Source organism: Winogradskyella eckloniae (assembly GCF_013249045.1).
GTDB lineage: Bacteria > Bacteroidota > Bacteroidia > Flavobacteriales > Flavobacteriaceae > Winogradskyella > Winogradskyella eckloniae.
This window is the reverse complement of the sequence record NZ_JABRWP010000009.1, coordinates 101,267-119,574: the sequence shown is the minus strand read 5'-3', so window position 1 is coordinate 119,574 and position 18,308 is coordinate 101,267. Positions and strand designations below refer to the sequence as shown.

At 33.1% G+C, this 18,308-nt stretch carries 16 protein-coding genes; 9 read left to right on the top strand and 7 right to left on the bottom strand.

Translation table 11 applies throughout. From position 1 onward, the window contains the following. Nucleotides 1-8: 8 nt before the first annotated feature. The 4 genes from lpdA to HNV08_RS14235 form a co-directional block, all read right to left on the bottom strand. Nucleotides 9-1,409, bottom strand: a complete 1,401-nt coding sequence (gene lpdA, locus HNV08_RS14250) for a dihydrolipoyl dehydrogenase (protein WP_173282027.1) — start codon at nucleotides 1,407-1,409, stop codon at nucleotides 9-11. 97 nt (nucleotides 1,410-1,506) lie between these two features. Beyond that, nucleotides 1,507-3,108, bottom strand: a complete 1,602-nt coding sequence (locus HNV08_RS14245; RefSeq protein ID WP_173282026.1) for a S41 family peptidase — start codon at nucleotides 3,106-3,108, stop codon at nucleotides 1,507-1,509. A gap of 255 nt (nucleotides 3,109-3,363) precedes the next feature. Continuing rightward, nucleotides 3,364-4,134: a LuxR C-terminal-related transcriptional regulator gene (locus tag HNV08_RS14240; RefSeq protein WP_173282025.1), complete on the bottom strand. Its 771-nt coding sequence runs from the start codon at nucleotides 4,132-4,134 to the stop codon at nucleotides 3,364-3,366. 12 nt (nucleotides 4,135-4,146) lie between these two features. Next, nucleotides 4,147-4,608 carry an Lrp/AsnC family transcriptional regulator gene (locus HNV08_RS14235; RefSeq protein ID WP_173282024.1) on the bottom strand — a complete coding sequence of 154 codons (462 nt, stop codon included), beginning with the start codon at nucleotides 4,606-4,608 and terminating at the stop codon, nucleotides 4,147-4,149. 160 nt (nucleotides 4,609-4,768) lie between these two features. On the opposite strand from HNV08_RS14235, the gene HNV08_RS14230 reads away from it, so the two are divergent. From HNV08_RS14230 to HNV08_RS14200, 7 genes are all read left to right on the top strand, one after another. After that, complete coding sequence (locus tag HNV08_RS14230) at nucleotides 4,769-5,968, top strand: aminotransferase class I/II-fold pyridoxal phosphate-dependent enzyme (RefSeq protein ID WP_173282023.1); 1,200 nt, start codon at nucleotides 4,769-4,771, stop codon at nucleotides 5,966-5,968. 146 nt (nucleotides 5,969-6,114) lie between these two features. After that, nucleotides 6,115-7,779: a Na+/H+ antiporter NhaC family protein gene (locus HNV08_RS14225; RefSeq protein WP_173282022.1), complete on the top strand. Its 1,665-nt coding sequence runs from the start codon at nucleotides 6,115-6,117 to the stop codon at nucleotides 7,777-7,779. A gap of 212 nt (nucleotides 7,780-7,991) precedes the next feature. After that, on the top strand, nucleotides 7,992-8,636 hold the full coding sequence (locus tag HNV08_RS14220; RefSeq protein WP_173282021.1) for a peroxiredoxin: 645 nt from the start codon (nucleotides 7,992-7,994) through the stop codon (nucleotides 8,634-8,636). A 6-nt stretch (nucleotides 8,637-8,642) separates the two neighbouring features. After that, nucleotides 8,643-8,951: a thioredoxin family protein gene (locus tag HNV08_RS14215; protein ID WP_173282020.1), complete on the top strand. Its 309-nt coding sequence runs from the start codon at nucleotides 8,643-8,645 to the stop codon at nucleotides 8,949-8,951. A 74-nt stretch (nucleotides 8,952-9,025) separates the two neighbouring features. Further along, nucleotides 9,026-9,283: a DUF6952 family protein gene (locus HNV08_RS14210; RefSeq protein ID WP_173282019.1), complete on the top strand. Its 258-nt coding sequence runs from the start codon at nucleotides 9,026-9,028 to the stop codon at nucleotides 9,281-9,283. Nucleotides 9,284-9,454: 171 nt separating this feature from the next. After that, on the top strand, nucleotides 9,455-10,450 hold the full coding sequence (locus HNV08_RS14205; RefSeq protein ID WP_173282018.1) for an alpha/beta fold hydrolase: 996 nt from the start codon (nucleotides 9,455-9,457) through the stop codon (nucleotides 10,448-10,450). A gap of 188 nt (nucleotides 10,451-10,638) precedes the next feature. Further along, on the top strand, nucleotides 10,639-11,547 hold the full coding sequence (locus HNV08_RS14200; RefSeq protein ID WP_173282017.1) for an NAD(P)/FAD-dependent oxidoreductase: 909 nt from the start codon (nucleotides 10,639-10,641) through the stop codon (nucleotides 11,545-11,547). An 88-nt stretch (nucleotides 11,548-11,635) separates the two neighbouring features. On the opposite strand, the gene HNV08_RS14195 is transcribed toward HNV08_RS14200, so the two are convergent. Then, nucleotides 11,636-12,109: an ankyrin repeat domain-containing protein gene (locus tag HNV08_RS14195; RefSeq protein ID WP_173282016.1), complete on the bottom strand. Its 474-nt coding sequence runs from the start codon at nucleotides 12,107-12,109 to the stop codon at nucleotides 11,636-11,638. Nucleotides 12,110-12,180: 71 nt separating this feature from the next. Next, complete coding sequence (gene katG, locus HNV08_RS14190) at nucleotides 12,181-14,352, bottom strand: catalase/peroxidase HPI (RefSeq protein ID WP_173282015.1); 2,172 nt, start codon at nucleotides 14,350-14,352, stop codon at nucleotides 12,181-12,183. Between the two features lie 212 nt (nucleotides 14,353-14,564). Between katG and HNV08_RS14185 the strand changes: the two genes are divergently transcribed. Continuing rightward, nucleotides 14,565-14,807, top strand: a complete 243-nt coding sequence (locus HNV08_RS14185; RefSeq protein WP_173282014.1) for a putative signal transducing protein — start codon at nucleotides 14,565-14,567, stop codon at nucleotides 14,805-14,807. A gap of 79 nt (nucleotides 14,808-14,886) precedes the next feature. Here HNV08_RS14185 and HNV08_RS14180 read toward each other — a convergent pair whose 3' ends face one another. After that, a complete protein-coding gene (locus tag HNV08_RS14180; RefSeq protein ID WP_173282013.1) occupies nucleotides 14,887-16,512 on the bottom strand; it encodes an ABC-F family ATP-binding cassette domain-containing protein in 1,626 nt (541 codons plus the stop codon). Nucleotides 16,513-16,846: 334 nt separating this feature from the next. Between HNV08_RS14180 and HNV08_RS14175 the strand changes: the two genes are divergently transcribed. Further along, nucleotides 16,847-18,307 carry a TlpA family protein disulfide reductase gene (locus HNV08_RS14175; RefSeq protein ID WP_173282012.1) on the top strand — a complete coding sequence of 487 codons (1,461 nt, stop codon included), beginning with the start codon at nucleotides 16,847-16,849 and terminating at the stop codon, nucleotides 18,305-18,307. Nucleotide 18,308 lies beyond the last annotated feature (1 nt).

The window sequence follows — 18,308 nt, the reverse complement described above, 5'->3', positions numbered from 1 at the left end:
TAATGTTTCTATACGTGTAAAGCTCTGTCATCTGTTGCTGCCAAAGCGGCTTCTTTAATAGCTTCCGCAAATGTTGGGTGCGCATGAGACATACGAGAAATATCTTCTGCTGAAGCTCTAAATTCCATTGCGGTAACAGCTTCTGCGATTAAATCTGCACAACGTGCACCAATCATATGCACACCTAATACCTCATCTGTTGTTTTATCTGCTAAGATTTTTACAAATCCATCTGTATCTCCACTAGCTCTTGCTCTTCCTAAGGCCTTAAATGGAAATTGTCCCACTTTATAAGCTACATTATCTGCTTTTAATTCTTCTTCTGTTTTCCCAACAGCAGCTACTTCTGGCCACGTGTAAACGACACCAGGAATTAAATTATAATCAATATGTGGTTTTTGTCCTGCAATTGTTTCGGCAACAAAAACACCTTCTTCTTCAGCTTTATGCGCTAACATCGCTCCTTTTACAACATCACCAATTCCATAGATATTAGACACATTAGTTTGTAAATGCTCATTGACTTCAACCTGTCCTCTATCTGTCATTTTTACACCTGCAGCTTCAAGATTTAAACCGTCTGTATAAGGACGTCTACCTACAGAAACTAAACAGTAGTCACCTTTAAACTCTACAACTTCGCCTTTTTTGTTTTCAGCTTTTACAATAACTTCATCGCCATTTCGCTCCACAGACTGAACTTTATGAGATAACATCATTTTGCATTTAGCTTTCTTAAATACTTTGTTTAATTCTTTAGATAAACCAGCATCCATGGTAGGCAAAATTCTGTCCATATATTCTATAACAGTAACCTCAGCGCCTAGACGACGATACACTTGTCCTAGCTCTAAACCAATGACACCACCACCAATGATAATCATGTGTTTTGGTATTTCTTTAAGTTTTAAAGCTTCTGTAGAAGTAATAATACGCTCTTTATCTAAGGTAATAAATGGTAAAGTTGATGGCTTAGATCCTGTGGCTATAATGATTTTTTTTGCTTCAATTTCTTGAGCATCCTTACCTTCTATTGTAATATGTGTTGCATCTTTAAAAGATCCTAAACCTTCAAAAACATCGATGTTATTTTTCTTCATTAAGAAATCAATACCTCCTGTAGTTTGATCTACAACAGCCTGCTTACGACCTATCATTTTTTCTAAATTAACTTTGATGTCGCCAGGAATTTCGATGCCATGTTCGCTAAAATGTTTAGTTGCTTCTTCATAATGATGAGAAGAACTCAATAAGGCTTTACTAGGAATACAACCTACGTTTAAGCAAGTTCCACCAAGTGTTGAATATTTTTCAATAATGGCTGTTTTCATGCCTAATTGTGCGCAACGAATTGCTGCTACATATCCTCCAGGTCCAGAACCTATTACTGCTACGTCGTATGATTTCATGAGTTTGTTTTTTGTGTAATTATTTATATACAAACAAAAATACGACTTAGATTATAATTTACGAACTTTAAATCTAATTATTAGAAAAGTAAATGAATTACTTTTTTTCCTCTATATCCTTTAAAACCCATTCCAATTCGGGATCAATTTGATTTAAGCGATCTTGATATGTTGGTATAATCTCAACATCTGGTTTTACACCATAACCTAATGGTGTTGTTTTGTATGGTGCATCAATAAATGCTAATCCTATTCGTGCTTTTATTTTAGTATTTGGCAGCTCATATAGTTTATACAAACCTGCTACTGTTCCGTTATAAGCACCTCCTGTTTCTTCGCCTACAAAAGTGGCACGTTTACTGCCTTGCAATTGTGTAGATATTAATGATGATGCAGAAAAAGAATTACCATTGATAAGCACATAAATTTTGCCTTTAAAATTTAAAGGTTGTGCTTCCTTTTCTTTAGCTGAATTAAACCTGTAGAATAATTTTCCATCAGTTTTCTTTACCTTTAAAATATCAATTGTTGCAAATACTGGCGACAAAACACCACCTAAAACTTTTATGCCATTAGGTGTGGTATTACTCATAAAGCTTTTTAAAATTGGAAACCTCGTATTTACCTCACTCTCATTTATCATTGTATAGTTCTTGTCCGTTAGGTAACCGTACAAATAGGTAATTTCCTTTAATCTACCGCCAAAATTATTTCTCAAGTCAATAATTAGTGCATCTGTTTTAAGTGAATCTAAAGTTTTAAAGGTTTCATCGTAAAAATCTTCGTACTTATTTCTAGAGAAGCCTCTTATTTTCAGTAATGCAACAGTACTATCTTTACCTACAAAATTTAAGTTTCTTGTATATTCCTTCCTTAAATAATTATAACCATGATCTCGATTATACTTTCGTTTTGCCTTGCTTTCTAATTTTTTAGCTTTTCGTTCTTCTTTAGTTAATTTTACCTTTTTCTTCAACTTTAGCGAATCTGTTTTCATAGAATCTTTTTGAGTTGTCGTTGTATCCTTTTTAAGAATGCGTTTATATTGTTTTACAAAGGTTGAATCTGAATTCTTTAACGTAATACTTATACTGTCAAATCGGCCTTTATCATAAACATAATACGACAAAAATCGATTTCCAGATACGCGTTGATGAAAGGTGGTGTTATATCCATCTGAAGCAATTCGTTTTTTAAATTTGTCTAGTAAATCTTGCGTTTTTTCGCCTTCCACTTCTAACACTTGTGAATGGATTAAAACACTATCTTTTCCTCTAGCATTTGAAATAAAAAGTTTATCATCTAAGTATTCGAAGTCTAAATTACTGACGTCAAATTTCATTTTTTTTAGAGCTTTTCTTTCTTTTCTCTTAAACTGTTGACTTGGTGGCGAAACAGACATATGACCTTGACCTACATATTTTGTAACCTGTGAAAGTTGTTTGTAAAACGATCGACTATCCATTGGTTTTTGAATGGCATTCTTTAAGCTATCGAATTTAAAATCTAATACCTCTTTAGATGTAAACTCATACAAGTGTGGATGGTTGCGCTTAAGCTGTGTATACAACTTGTCAACATCTTCTTGCAAATCTGCTACAGAATGTAATTTTGTGACTTGTAAATTGTGCTTTTCAACACTTCCACAAGATGCCAATAAAACTAAAATGCTAAATGTGAGTAGTATTTTTTTGATCATATTCTAATTTTTTACAATAATAAATGATACCAAAGATGGTTCTATTTAGATAGACGTAAAAATATTAAGAATGGTTGCTTTGTAATTAATTTAATTAAAAAACTTTAGTATTACGGCATAAAAAAAGTCCAAATATTTAGTTGAAACAAATAAACTAAATAATTTGGACGTATTTTCCCTAAGTTGCTAATAGCAGGTCAAATATCAATAAAAATTAAGTACTCAGCAATACTCAATTTGAGTATTTTTATATAATTACAACCAATGTTGCTTTGTTTTTAGCATACCTATAAGCTCTCCTGTTGAGGAAATATTCAACTTTTTTAAGATATTTCTTCGGTGTGTATCTACCGTGTGCGGACTAATATTGAGCTTTTCTGAAATTTCCTTACTTGTATGATTTAACACCAATAGCCTAACAATGTCGCGTTCTCTATGACTGATACCTTCGCTTAGTAATTTTTGAGAATAATTATTAAAATATTTGGTTTCGTACTCTTGATTATCATTTAACAATTTGGCCGAAGCCGTAATTTCCATTTTAATATTTGCACTTAAAACGGTGTAATGTGCTAAACCAATTATGGGTTTTCCGGTAGAATCAAAGACCAAAGGTGTTGTGTTCTGTACTATATTCACATAGACATCATCGGCATTTTTAATTCTAAAATTCCATGTGTAATTAGCATCTTTTCTTTTGTTTTCAGGAATTTCACTAAGTGTATATTCCATTAAACCATTTAAGGCTTCTAACCACGCATCTACATCATCTGGATGTATTTTACTCCAAAAATAGCGCATGCCTTTTGTTTTTAATTCATTTGGGTCTATCCCTAAACATGCTTTAAAATTTTTACTGATATATTCAAAGGACAAATCTTGAGTATTAGTAACACAAAAAAAAGTAGAACTATAGGGAAGAAAAGAATCTAATTCCATAATCTTATTGATATGTTCTTGTAGATATGGCTTGTCATAAGATTTAAATATAAACTTATACAAGTCTTTAATGTGTGCTGTTCTCATACCGAAATATATTTAATTTAAAGAAATTGCCGTCGTATGTTTTACTTCATTAATCATAAACATACTATGCGTACTCCCAATATGATTTATTTTGGTCAGTTTTTCAACCATAAATTCCCTAAAAGCTTTCATATCTTTTACCAAAACTTTAAGCAAATAATCATAATCACCACTGAGATGATAACATTCTAAAACTTCGTTTAACTGATTTACCTCACGCTCAAACTTTACCACGTATTCTTGCGAATGTTGCACCAATTTCACATGGCAAAATGCTACGAATTCTTTCTGTACTTTGGTTTTATCAACCAAAGCAACATATTGTTTTACAATTCCACTTTTTTCAAGCTTTTTAATGCGCTCATAAACCGCCGTAACAGACAAATTTAATTTCGTAGACAAGGCTTTGTTTGTTTGCTTACTATCAACTTGTAGCAAATGAAGCAGCTTTCTATCGGTTTCGTCAAATATCATACTTATAATTTTTCGGAATAAATCATATTCACACTAAATATAGAGATTTTTAATCTAAAAATTATATTTATTGCAATTATATTTTCTAAGTTTTATCACAACTGTTGAATAATATTCTTATTTGAACGACATTTGAATACAATAAACAAATCATTAAACTATGGCATTTAAACCTGCAAACAACATTCAAGATTTACAATACTTCGGAGAATTCGGAGGTGTAAACCCTTCTATTTCAGACTCATCAACCTATACATTTCTATCAGCAAAAACTATGTTTGATACTTTTGAAGGAAATGCAGATGGCTGTTATTTATATTCTCGTCATTCATCACCTTCTAATCTCTATTTAGGTGAAGCTTTAGCAGCTATGGAAGGCACGGAAACGGCAACAGTTACCGCTTCTGGTATGGGAGCCATTACACCTGTTTTACTTCAACTTTGTGCATCTGGCGATCATATTGTAAGCAGTAGAACTATTTATGGTGGTACGTATGCTTTTCTAAAAAACTTTACACCACGCTTAGGTATAGACACCACATTTGTTGATATCACTAAATTAGATATTGTTGAGGCTGCAATAACACCACAAACAAAAGTTTTGTATTGCGAGTCTGTTAGTAATCCGCTTTTAGAAGTTGCAGACATCAAAGGTTTAGCCGTCATTGCAAAAAAACACAATTTAAAACTTGTTGTAGATAATACCTTTTCTCCATTATCTATTTCTCCAATAAAATTAGGTGCTGATGTCGTTGCACATAGTTTAACTAAATTTATCAATGGTTCCTCAGATACGGTTGGAGGTGTTGTTTGCGGCACGCAAGAGTTAATTGACGACCTAAGAAACGTCAACAGTGGCGCAGCAATGCTACTAGGATCTACAATGGATAGTTTACGATCTGCATCTGTTCTTAAAAACTTAAGAACGCTACACATTAGAATGATGCAACATAGCCACAATGCGACTTTTTTAGCCGAAAAATTTGAAAAAGACGGCTTAAAAACAGTGTATCCAGGTTTAGCATCTCATCCTTCTCATGAGCTCTTTAAATCCATGATGAATGAAAAATACGGTTTTGGAGGTATGCTAACTATTGATGTTGGATCTTTAGATAAAGCCAATGCCCTTATGGAATTAATGCAAGAACGAAATTTAGGTTATCTCGCAGTAAGCTTAGGGTTTTACAAAACCCTGTTTAGTGCTCCAGGAAGTTCTACGTCTTCAGAAATACCAGAAGATGAGCAAAAAGAAATGGGATTAAGCGATGGATTAATTCGTTTTTCAATTGGATTAGATGCCGATATTGAACGCACATATGACAATATGAAAACGTGCATGAAAGAACTTGGTATTCTGTAAACACTATATTTAATTAAAGTGAGAAATGGTTGCATTCTTTTTTACGAAAAAGGGGTCTAACCATTTTTTTTCTTTTACGCTGTAACGCTAACCATTTGCAATTGACTTAACAAAATCGTAACATTACAAGACCAAACAAAACTAAAATGAAAGACCAAGATTCATCTAAAATTGACATCGAAGACCAACAAATTATTGACAATAAAGAACTTAATCTTTTTGAAGCTTTAATTCCTGTGGTAATATTAATGGGTCTGTTGGCCTATAATATCTTTTTTGTTAAAGGTAGCGAATGGTTTGGTGAATATACCAATCAAATAATTTTGGTTTTAGGAGGTGTTGTGGCAGCTATAGTTGGTCTATTTAATAAAACCTCATGGCATACAATGCTAACGGAAGTTTGGGAAAACATCAAAAGTGTCTTTATTCCTATTATCATTTTATTTTTGGTTGGCGCATTAGCTGGCACTTGGCTAATTAGTGGTGTTATACCAGCTATGGTCTATTATGGATTACAAGTATTAAGTCCTGAAATATTTCTACCTGCTTCCGTTATAATTGCAGCTGTTATTTCTATAGCCACAGGAAGTTCTTGGACCACTTCTGCAACTGTTGGTATTGCATTAGTTGGTATTGGTACAGCATTAGGTATAAACCCAGGAATGATTGCAGGTGCTGTAATATCTGGCGCTTACTTTGGTGATAAAATGTCGCCTTTAAGTGACACTACCAATTTGGCACCAGCAATGGCAGGAACCGATTTGTTTTCGCATATAAAGTACATGACTATAACAACTGTACCCACAATTTTAGTCACTCTAGTTGTTTTTGGAATAATCAGTGCATCAATAGACACCTCAGGAAATACAGATATTTCTCAAATACTAGAAACGATTGATGCTACTTTTAATATTACACCATGGTTATTTTTAGTCCCTATCGTTGTAGTTGCTTTAATTTTATTAAAAACGAAACCTTTAATTGCATTAGGCTCAGGCGTTGTATTAGCGATTGTTTTTGCGCTTATTTTTCAGCCAGAAGTTTTAGATAGTGTATCAAACTCTACATCTAAAACTATCGTTAATTCCGTATTAACAGATACTAATATTCCTATAGACGACACGTCTTATATGGCTACATTAAATGCTCAAGATATTGAAGCCATAGGAAACAATCCGCATCTCGAAACGCTTTTTACAGATGGTGGCATTGAAAAAAACTTTTCTATTTCAGAATTAGAAGACATCTTTAGTCCATTTAATTACGACCAAAATACACTCGCCATCAAAACGGATAGTCTTAGTAGACTTTTAACAATAGATAAATTAAAACAATTATTTGGTTCTGGTGGAATGAATGGTATGTTATGGACGATTTACCTTATTATCTGTGCCATGATTTTTGGTGGAATAATGGATGGCATTGGAGCATTATCTAGAATTACAAAAGCATTACTCTCTGTTGCAACTACAATTTTTGGTTTATTTACAAGTACTGTACTAAGTTGTTTAGGTCTAAACGTAATTGCTTCAGACCAATACTTAGCTATAGTTATTCCTGGCAAAATGTTTAAAAAGGCCTATGAAGACAAAGGTTTAGCTCCTGAAAACTTAAGTAGAACTTTAGAAGATTCTGGGACAGTAACTTCCGTTCTTATTCCTTGGAACACCTGTGGTGCTTACCAAAGTGGTGTGTTAGGTGTTGGCGTTGGCGAATACTTTATGTATGCCATTTTTAATTGGCTAAGTCCATTTACAACTTTACTTTTTGCAGCATTAAGAATTAAAATAAAAATGTTAACAAAAAAATAATAGCGACCTGCTCAGGCTTTTTCCTTATAAATTATCAAGTTGATATATTAAGACTTCAAATTTTAACAAAATGACAATTATTAGGCTTAAATTTTGACACCATATACACTTGCTATTTCACTATTCTATTTCATAATCAATTCCTATTAAAAATTAAATATTGCCTCGCTAAATTTGTACTACAATTAATTAACAAATTAAATTAAAAACACATGGCATTAGTAGGAAGACAATTTCCAGATTTAAACGTAAACGCAATGAACGATCTAGGCGACACTTTTAAAGTGAACGTTTTAGAGGAAGCAAAAAACAACAACAAAAAAGTTGTTTTATTCTGGTACCCAAAAGATTTCACTTTTGTTTGTCCAACAGAATTACACGCATTTCAAGCGGCTTTAGGTGAGTTCGAAAAAAGAAACACGATTGTAATTGGTGCGTCTTGTGATACTGCAGAAGTTCACTTTGCTTGGTTAAGCACAGCAAAAGATAATGGTGGAATTGAAGGTGTTACATACCCAATCTTAGCAGATTCTAACCGTAACTTAGCTTCAGCTTTAGGTATCTTAGATACGTTTAACGAAACGTTTGATGAAGAAACAGGATTAGTAACTGTAGAAGGTGACAACGTTACATACAGAGCGACATATATTATTGATGAAGAAGGCACCATACAACACGAAAGTGTTAACAACATGCCTTTAGGTAGAAACGTTAATGAATATTTAAGAATCATTGATGCTTTAACGCATGTACAAGAAAAAGGAGAAGTTTGTCCTGCAAACTGGGAAGAAGGAAAAGAAGCTATGAATGCTAACGCAAAAGCAACAGCTGAGTATTTAGCTGCACACGCAAACTAATATAATATGGTTACAGAATTAAACGAAGATAACTTACAAAGTTATATCGCAGATAACGAAACCGTTGTTGTACAATATTCAGCAACGTGGTGTGGCAACTGTCGCATAATGAAACCAAAAGTAAAAAAACTAGCTTCTGAGTTAGAAAACGTAACTTTTGTTATCGCAGATGCTGAGAAGTTTCCAGAAAGTAGAAAACTTGCAACCGTTGATAATTTACCAACTTTTGCAACGTTTAAAAACGGTGCTTTTGTGAACCAAGTGCAAACAAATAAGTTTGATGTCTTAAAAGAATTAGTTAACGAAGTTGTTTAATTTATAAAATCTCAGGTAAACAGCAGTTAAATTATTTATGAGCTGCTGTTTAAGAGATTAAAATATAATTCCAAATGAAATTACCCGTAATTAAGCACTTAACGCAGTTTATTGAGGACAATGATGAAGATTATATCATTGAAACAATTGAAACACTAGAAGCCTTAACCGAAGTTCCTTCTTTAAAAGATGAAGAATTAGACGTTATTGGAGAGTTAATCTCTAACATGTATGGTGCGATAGAAGTCCATAAAATGATTAAAGATGGAAGCTCTAAGAAAGATGCCGTTAATAATTTTATGAAACGTGTTTTAGGTTCTATTGACCAATAGAAATTAATAATTAAATAATTAAAAACCACTTTGTGAAAGCAAGGTGGTTTTTTTATTAAAAAAGTAACGTAATAAGAAAATCCCCTCTCTAAACCATCAAATTTTAGCAAATAATTAAGGCGATAATATTTTTAAACAAAGTACTTTCGATAAACAAAAAAGAATTGAATTATGAAAAAAATACTTGTCCTCTTTTTAGTTGTAATTGCAACACAACTAACATTTGCACAAACAGAAAAATTACAATGGTTAGATCTACAATTATCTAATTACGAATATCCTTTTCCGGTTGCCACTTTAGACTTAGAAATTCAAAACCAAAAGCTAGAAATGGCATATATGGATGTACAACCAGAAAATTACAATGGTAAGAATGTACTGCTCTTTCATGGTAAAAATTTTAATGGAGCCTACTGGAAAACGACTATTGAAGCTTTAACTAAAGAAGGCTATCGTGTGATTGTACCAGACCAAATTGGTTTTGGCAAATCATCGAAACCTCAACACTTCCATTACACATTTCAGCAGTTAGCACAAAACACAAAAACTTTATTAGATTCTTTAAACGTGAGTAAAACGTCTGTTTTAGGACATTCAATGGGTGGCATGTTAGCGACAAGATTCACTTTAATGTATCCTGAAGCTACTGATAAGTTCATATTAGAAAACCCTATTGGATTAGAAGACTGGAAACTAAAAGTACCTTACAAACCCATAACTTGGTGGTATGCTAACGAACTTAAAAAGAGTTATGAAGGCATTAAAAAATACCAATTAGTCAATTATTACGACAACCAATGGAAACCAGAATACGATCAATGGGTAAATTTATTGGCTGGTTGGACTTTAAACTCCAACTACAAAACAATTGCTTGGAACAACGCCTTAACTTACGACATGATATTTACGCAACCTGTAGTGTACGAGTTTAAAAACATTTCGGCTCCTACCCTTTTAATAATAGGAACCAGAGATAGAACTGCGCTAGGAAAACCACTAGTAAGCGAAGAAGTAAGAAAAACCATGGGACTATACAGCCAACTTGGTAAAACCACACAAAAAGCCATACCAAATGCGAAACTTGTAGAAATTGAAAACGTAGGTCATCTTCCACATATTGAAAAGTTCGACAGTTTTATAAAACCTTTATTGGCGTTTTTAAAGTAACAGCTCTACTTATAAATATAAAAAGCCTTATACATAAAATTGTATGAGGCTTTTTCAGTTAAAACATATCACAATTATTAATTTTTACTCCAGTTAAATCTGTTGGAAATCCATCCAAACTAAACATTAACGCAACTTAGTTGCAATAACAAAATAATCCTATATTTGTAAAGTAAAAATATAGTAACATGAACACTGAAAATCACACAGACGTTATTATCATTGGAGGCAGTTATTCAGGACTTTCCGCTGCAATGACTTTGGGACGTTCCCTGAGAAACGTACTTATAATAGATGCAAAACAACCTTGCAATCGCGATACACCTCATTCGCAAAATTTTATTACACATGATGGTGAACAACCACATATTATTGCCCATAAAGCACGAGCACAAGTTTTAAAATATGACACCGTTAGACTAGTTAATGATTTTGCAACACAGGCCATAAAGACAAATACAGGTTTTAAAGTCAGTACACAATCAGGACTGTATTATAACACCAAAAAAATAATTATAGCCACAGGAATAAAAGATATTTTACCAGATATCAAAGGCTTTAAAGAAACTTGGGCAAAGTCAGTAATTCATTGTCCGTATTGCCATGGTTATGAATTTATAAACAAAAAAACGGCTATATATTCAAATGGTGATAAGGCGTTTCACATTAACCAATTAGTGCATAACTTATCAAAAGAATTGTCAATAATCACCAAAGGGCCTGCTCATTTTTCGGAAGCACAAACCGCGAAATTAAAGGAAAACAACATTCCTGTTATAGAAAAAGAAATTACAGAAATTATTCATGATAATGGTGAAGTAAAACAAGTGATTTATAACGATGGAAGCACAGCACAATTTGATGCCATTTATGTTCAATTACCTTTTGAGCAACATACAAATATCCCTCAAGACTTAGGATGTGACATCACAGAAAATGGATACATAAAAGTAGATGATCTGCAAAAAACAACAACTCCTGGCGTTTATGCTTGTGGAGACAATGTCAACAAATTTAGATCTGTGGCTAATGCTGTTTATACTGGAAATATTGCTGGAGCAGCTTTAAATATGGAACTCGCTCAGGAAACATTTTAAATATTCTTTTTAAAATCAAAAACCTCAGAATCATCTGAGGTTTTAAAATTTAAGCATCGTTCTACTGCAAATGTAGAGTTATCTTTGTTTAATTCAAAAACTTAATAATATCGGTATACGCTTTCGCTTCAGCATAATCCAAAGCCGTTTTACCTTCATTATCTTTAATGGATTTATCTGCATTGTGTTCTAGCAATAAATGAACAACATCAATTTTATTATACTGGGTCGCAAAACTTAACGCTGTTGTGCCTGCATTGTTAACGGCATTGATATCTGCACCGTTCGCCAACAATGTGGTGGTTAAAGACGTATTCCCTTTAAAACTAACACCAATTAACGCTGTATTACCAGATCCGTCTTTGGCATTAATATCTGCATTGTTTTCTAACAGAATTTGTGTTGCAATTTCATTATTAAAATAAGTTGCTAAAATTAAAGGCGTAAATCCGCGTGCATCTTTCTCATTTACTAAATCTGGGTTAATACCTATTAAAGCAATTAAACGATCTTTATCTCCTAAGCGTATGGCTTCAAAAAAAACATCTGTATCTTTTTTCATTGTCGAAATAATTTAAAATAAAAAGGAATGTCCTTAAGTCCATTCCTTTTTATATCAATTTAAGTTATTAATTATATATCAAAACGATTTGCGTTCATCACTTTTGTCCAAGCCGCAACAAAATCTGTTACCATCTTTTCTTTACTATCGTCTTGAGCGTATAATTCGGAATAAGCTCTAAGAATAGAATTAGAACCAAATACTAGATCTACTCGAGTTGCAGTAAATTTAACCTCACCTGTATTACGATTTTTTATTTCGTAAATACCATTATCTAGAGATTTCCATTCGTAAATCATATCTGTAAGGTTCACAAAGAAATCGTTAGTTAAAGCACCTTCATTGTCTGTAAACACACCATGCTTAGTGCCACCATAATTGGTTCCTATAACACGCATTCCTCCTACTAAAACTGTCATTTCTGCAGCTGTTAATCCTAATAATTGTGTTTTATCTAGTAGAAGTTCTTCCGGACTCACAACATAGTCTTTTTTCTGATAGTTTCTAAAACCATCAGCAACAGGTTCTAAAGATTCAAAAGACGCTACATCTGTCATTTCTTGCGTTGCATCACCTCTACCTGGTGCAAACGGAACACTAACGTTCATTCCTGCATTTTGTATCGCTTTCTCCACACCTAGATTACCTGCAATTACAATAGTATCTGCCACACTAATATTAAATTCTGCAGCAATAGGTTCTAAAACAGCCAACACTTTTTGCAATTGAGCAGGCTCATTAGCTTCCCATTTATTTTGAGGCTCAAGACGAATACGTGCGCCATTAGCACCACCTCTAAAATCTGATCCTCTATAGGTTCTTGCACTATCCCATGCCGTAGACACTAACTCTGAAATCGTTAGATCTGTACTGTTTATTTTGCTTTTAACGGCCTCTACATCATAATTGTAGTTTCCTTTTGGAACAGGATCTTGCCATATTAAATCTTCTTGAGGAACATCTGGACCAAACCAACGATCTTTTGGTCCCATATCACGATGCGTTAATTTAAACCAAGCACGAGCGAATGCGTCTGAAAATGCTTCAAAATCATTCATGTATTTTAAAGAAATTTCTCGGTAAATTGGATCTACTTTCATGGCCATATCCGCATCAGTCATCATAGGATTATGCTTTGTCGTTAAATCTTCGACATCCACCGGTTTATCTTCTTCCTTTATTTCTATAGGTTCCCATTGATGCGCTCCTGCAGGACTTTTTCTTAATTCCCACTCGTGGTTAAATAGCATTTCAAAAAAGCCATTATCCCATTTCGTTGGATTGGTAGTCCAAGCACCTTCTAAACCACTTGTAACAGTATATTTCCCTTTTCCGGATTTATGTGGATTAGACCAACCTAAACCTTGCTCTTCTATACCTGCACTTTCTGGATCAGGTCCCAAAATACTAGCGTCACCATTTCCGTGCGTTTTACCTACGGTATGACCTCCTGCTGTTAATGCCACTGTTTCTTCATCATTCATGGCCATTCGCTTAAATGTTTCACGAACTTGAGCTGCGGTTTTCAACGGATCTGACACACCATTTACACCTTCTGGATTTACGTAAATAAGTCCCATTTGTACTGCAGCTAATGGATTTTCCATAGTATCTGGTTGCTCTACATTTGCATAACGCTCATCACTTGGTGCTAACCATTCTTTTTCCGCGCCCCAATACACATCCTTTTCTGGGTGCCAGATATCTGGACGACCAAATGCGAATCCATAGGTTTTAAGTCCCATGCTTTCATAAGCAATAGTACCTGCAAGTATGATAAGATCTGCCCAACTTACTTTGTTACCATACTTTTTCTTAATTGGCCACAACAATCGTCTTGCTTTATCTAAACTAGCATTATCTGGCCAAGAGTTTAATGGTGCAAAACGTTGATTTCCGGTTCCTCCACCACCACGTCCATCAGCTAATCTGTAAGAACCAGCGGCATGCCAAGCCATTCTAATCATTAATCCTCCATAATGTCCCCAATCTGCAGGCCACCAATCTTGAGAATCAGTCATAAAATCATGAACATCTTTTTTAAGCGCTTCTACGTCTAATTTTTTTAATTCTTCTAGGTAATCAAAATCGGCTCCTAAAGGATTTGTTTTAGCATCTTGTTGATGTAGTATATCCAAGTTAAGGGTATTAGGCCACCAATCCGTTACTGTTTTTTCGGTTGTTGTTATTGCGCCCTGCATAAAAGGACATTTGCTTGCATCGCCGTTTGTACTGTGATCCATAGTATATATTTTTTTATGATTAGAATTTTTGATAAAATTAATGATTATCGCCATCGAATATTAAACACTCATATTTTAATATTTTATATTTCAATAACCAAAAACTATTGCTTTTTAAATACCAATAGTTGTTTTCAATAAAATTATGAAATTTTTGTGAAATAATATCATAAAAATTTTGTAACTTTTCTTAAAATAAATACCTAATAGTTATGAGCACAACAGAATATACAAAAGTTTATTACGGGAATTTCATTTTAGCAACACGTGTTAAAGACGAATTAGAACATGTAGGCATTATTCCTATTATTAAAGATGAAGGTGAATCTCAACGTTTAGGTGGACAAGGTTCGCTTAGCAATGGTATTCAAGAACTATTCGTTCACAATGACGAACTAGAAAAAGCGCAAGCTGTTGTAAGACGTGTTGAAGCTGAAATGGAGGCTTCAGCCTAGAGAATTAATGACATATTAAAATAAAAAAGCTAGTATCATACAATACTAGCTTTTCATTTATAATCAAATGCAAAATTAATTATGCGTTAATCGCATACATTTTATCGCGTTGTTCTTTTATCTTTTTATCATTCATGTACTCATCAAAGGTCATGTAACGATCAATAACACCATTGGGTGTTAATTCTATAATTCTATTACCAACGGTTTGTGCAAACTCGTGATCGTGTGTTGTTAAAAGCAAGGTGCCTTTAAAGTTTTTTAATGAATTATTAAACGCTGTAATACTTTCTAAATCTAAGTGATTTGTAGGTTCGTCTAACATTAATACATTCGCTCTCATCATCATCATTCGGCTAAGCATACAACGAACTTTTTCGCCTCCAGATAATACATCTGAGGTTTTAAGCGCTTCCTCACCACTAAAAATCATCTTTCCTAAAAACCCTCTAATGTTTACTTCTTCGCGTTCTTCTTCCGTTTGTGCCCATTGACGTAACCAATCTACTAAAGTCAATTTATTGTTAAAAAACTCACTGTTGTCTAATGGTAAATAAGATTGCGTCGTTGTAACACCCCAAGCAAATTTACCTGCATCTGCTTTTTCGTTACCGTTTAAAATTTGATAAAATGCACTCGTTGCTCTAGAGTCCTTAGAGTAGACAACGACTTTATCACCTTTATTTAAATTAATATCAATGTTCTTAAACAAAATATCACCTTCTAGACTTGCCGAAAGGCCTTCTACATTTAATATTTGGTCTCCAGCCTCACGATCGCGTTCAAAAATAATAGCTGGATAACGACGACTAGAGCGTTTAATTTCAGAAATATTTAATTTATCAATCATTTTCTTTCTACTTGTTGCTTGCTTAGATTTAGCAACGTTTGCAGAGAATCTTCTAATAAAATCTTCTAATTCTTTTTTCTTTTCTTCAGCTTTTTTGTTTTGTTGAGCATGTTGTCTAGCTGCTAATTGAGACGACTCGTACCAGAAGGTATAGTTTCCAGAAAAGTGATTAATTTTTCCGAAATCGATATCAGAAATATGAGTACAAACAGCATCTAAAAAGTGTCTATCGTGAGATACGACGATGACACAGTTATCATAATTTGCCAAGAAATTTTCTAACCAAGAAATAGTTTCGTAATCTAAATCATTGGTTGGCTCATCCATAATTAATAGATCTGGATTACCAAATAAGGCCTGCGCTAATAAAACACGTACTTTTTGCTTACCATCTAAATCTTTCATTAAAGTATAATGGTAGTCTTCTTTAATACCTAAATTAGATAACATGGCAGCGGCATCGCTATCTGCATTCCAACCGTTCATTTCTTCAAACTGCACTTGTAATTCTCCAATTTTTTCCGCGTTTTCGTCTGTGTAATCAGCGTAAAGCGCATCAATTTGAGTTTTTAAGGTATACAAAGGAATGTTACCCTTTAGGACGGTTTCTAAAACGGTATCTTCATCATGCTTATTATGGTTCTGCTCAAGAACAGACATACGTTTACCTGGTTCTAAATGCACACTTCCAGATGTAGGATCTAACTTACCTGCTATAATTTTTAAAAATGTAGATTTTCCGGCACCATTTGCACCAATTATTCCGTAACAATTACCATTATTAAATGTCGTACTTACTTCGTCAAAAAGTACACGTTTTCCGAATTGAACCGAAAGATTAGAAACTGATAACATAGCTTATATATTTATTCTGTTAACCCAAGAAATTAATCGGGTGTTTTTTGAAGCTGCAAAAGTAGAAAATTAAACCCAAATACTGCCAATTTACAAGACAAGGAATTTTAAATTAAATCGAAGCAATAGGTATCCTAATGTTGGGATTTCACATCAATGACATTATAAAGTGCTAAGACTATTAGTTTTAGAACTAAGACACATAGATTCAAGCGCCTCATTTTCAATTGATTAAATCATCAAACCTTAATGGATTATAAGTTTTAACGCGGTATTAACAAGAGTTAATGAACGCAACCTATATTTTTGTTAGACTAAATATTATATGAATTGTATGCTGACTAGAAACCTTGCATTTGCTATAACTTTGCTTTCTGTTACTTTTGGATGCCATTTCAAAGGCGGAAATACTAGTGAGCAAGCATATATAGGAGGCGAAATCATAAATCCAAAAAACAAAACTATTGTTCTCTTTAATACAAAGGGGAAAATTGTAGATTCCATTACCTTAGATGATAATAACAGGTTTTTACATAAAATAGAAAACTTACAACCTGGTCTGCATTCTATTACGCATGGCGGCGAATACCAAATGTTATTGTTAGAGCCTAACGATAGCGTAATGATTAGACTCAACACGTACGATTTTGACGAATCCTTAGTCTTTACTGGTAAAGGTGCAAAAAAGAATAATTATCTTATTAAGACCTACTTATCTAATGAAAAAGAAGCTAAGCAATTGGTTACCTATTCTAAAATGGAACCTGAAGAATTCTTTGAGTTTGTTGAAAACAGAAGACGTAATCAATTAAAGGAATTTCATGAGTTTTTACTTCAAAATGAAGAATCTGAATTTTTTAAATCCATTGTAGAAGCCAATATTAATTATAATACCTACGCAGATAAAGAAATTTACCCATTTGCGTATTTTGGAAACAATAAAATGATCCATATTAAAGATTTACCTGAGAATTTTTTTAATCACAGAGATCATATCGATTATAATGCCCATTACTTAAGTCACTTTTTTGCTTACAATAGATTTCTATTTTCTAATATAGATAATTTAGCCATTAAAAAGTATTACCAAAACAATCCTTATCATAGCACGTTTAACAGACATGCCATGGATTATAATAAATCAAAACTCGATTTAATTGATAGTATTATATCCGATACAACCATTAAAAATAATTTATTAAAATATAAAGCTAGAGAATATATTACTAACAATCATACTGAAAAAGAGGCCAATGATTTTCTCAACTATTATTTAGAAAAAAGTAGTAATAACAAGGATAAAGCTTTTATGAAAGAACTTGTAGCTTCTTTAAGGCAATTAAGACAAGGCAATCCTTTTCCAAATATAGAATTGGTTGGCTATGACAATAAACCTTATTTTATTAATTCAGTTATAAAGAAGCCGTCCATCATTTATTTTTGGTCTTCTAACTCTAAGTCACAGTATAGGAATAGTCATTATATGGTGGATAAATTAAAATCTAATTATCCAGATATGGATTTCATTTCTATTAACGTTAATGATAATGACGACCAGTCCTGGAAAAAAATTATTGATAATTATAACTTTTCAACTCAAAATGAATTTAAGTTTAAGAATTCTAAAGTAGCTCGAAAAACGCTCGCAATTAATTATCTTAATAAATCAATAATTGTGGATAAAAACGGCATCATTCTCCATCCAAAAGTTAATATCTTTAGTTCAGAAATTAATGAAACGCTAAACACGATTTTACAAAAAAAACATCTTGCTACAACACAAGATGCTCTCTAAA

Coding starts and splice junctions, on each gene's coding strand:
- lpdA (WP_173282027.1), bottom strand. CDS start 1,409: ATGAAATCATACGACGTAGCAGTAATAGGTTCTGGACCTGGAGGATAT.
- HNV08_RS14245 (WP_173282026.1), bottom strand. CDS start 3,108: ATGATCAAAAAAATACTACTCACATTTAGCATTTTAGTTTTATTGGCA.
- HNV08_RS14240 (WP_173282025.1), bottom strand. CDS start 4,134: ATGAGAACAGCACACATTAAAGACTTGTATAAGTTTATATTTAAATCT.
- HNV08_RS14235 (WP_173282024.1), bottom strand. CDS start 4,608: ATGATATTTGACGAAACCGATAGAAAGCTGCTTCATTTGCTACAAGTT.
- HNV08_RS14230 (WP_173282023.1), top strand. CDS start 4,769: ATGGCATTTAAACCTGCAAACAACATTCAAGATTTACAATACTTCGGA.
- HNV08_RS14225 (WP_173282022.1), top strand. CDS start 6,115: ATGAAAGACCAAGATTCATCTAAAATTGACATCGAAGACCAACAAATT.
- HNV08_RS14220 (WP_173282021.1), top strand. CDS start 7,992: ATGGCATTAGTAGGAAGACAATTTCCAGATTTAAACGTAAACGCAATG.
- HNV08_RS14215 (WP_173282020.1), top strand. CDS start 8,643: ATGGTTACAGAATTAAACGAAGATAACTTACAAAGTTATATCGCAGAT.
- HNV08_RS14210 (WP_173282019.1), top strand. CDS start 9,026: ATGAAATTACCCGTAATTAAGCACTTAACGCAGTTTATTGAGGACAAT.
- HNV08_RS14205 (WP_173282018.1), top strand. CDS start 9,455: ATGAAAAAAATACTTGTCCTCTTTTTAGTTGTAATTGCAACACAACTA.
- HNV08_RS14200 (WP_173282017.1), top strand. CDS start 10,639: ATGAACACTGAAAATCACACAGACGTTATTATCATTGGAGGCAGTTAT.
- HNV08_RS14195 (WP_173282016.1), bottom strand. CDS start 12,109: ATGAAAAAAGATACAGATGTTTTTTTTGAAGCCATACGCTTAGGAGAT.
- katG (WP_173282015.1), bottom strand. CDS start 14,352: ATGGATCACAGTACAAACGGCGATGCAAGCAAATGTCCTTTTATGCAG.
- HNV08_RS14185 (WP_173282014.1), top strand. CDS start 14,565: ATGAGCACAACAGAATATACAAAAGTTTATTACGGGAATTTCATTTTA.
- HNV08_RS14180 (WP_173282013.1), bottom strand. CDS start 16,512: ATGTTATCAGTTTCTAATCTTTCGGTTCAATTCGGAAAACGTGTACTT.
- HNV08_RS14175 (WP_173282012.1), top strand. CDS start 16,847: ATGCTGACTAGAAACCTTGCATTTGCTATAACTTTGCTTTCTGTTACT.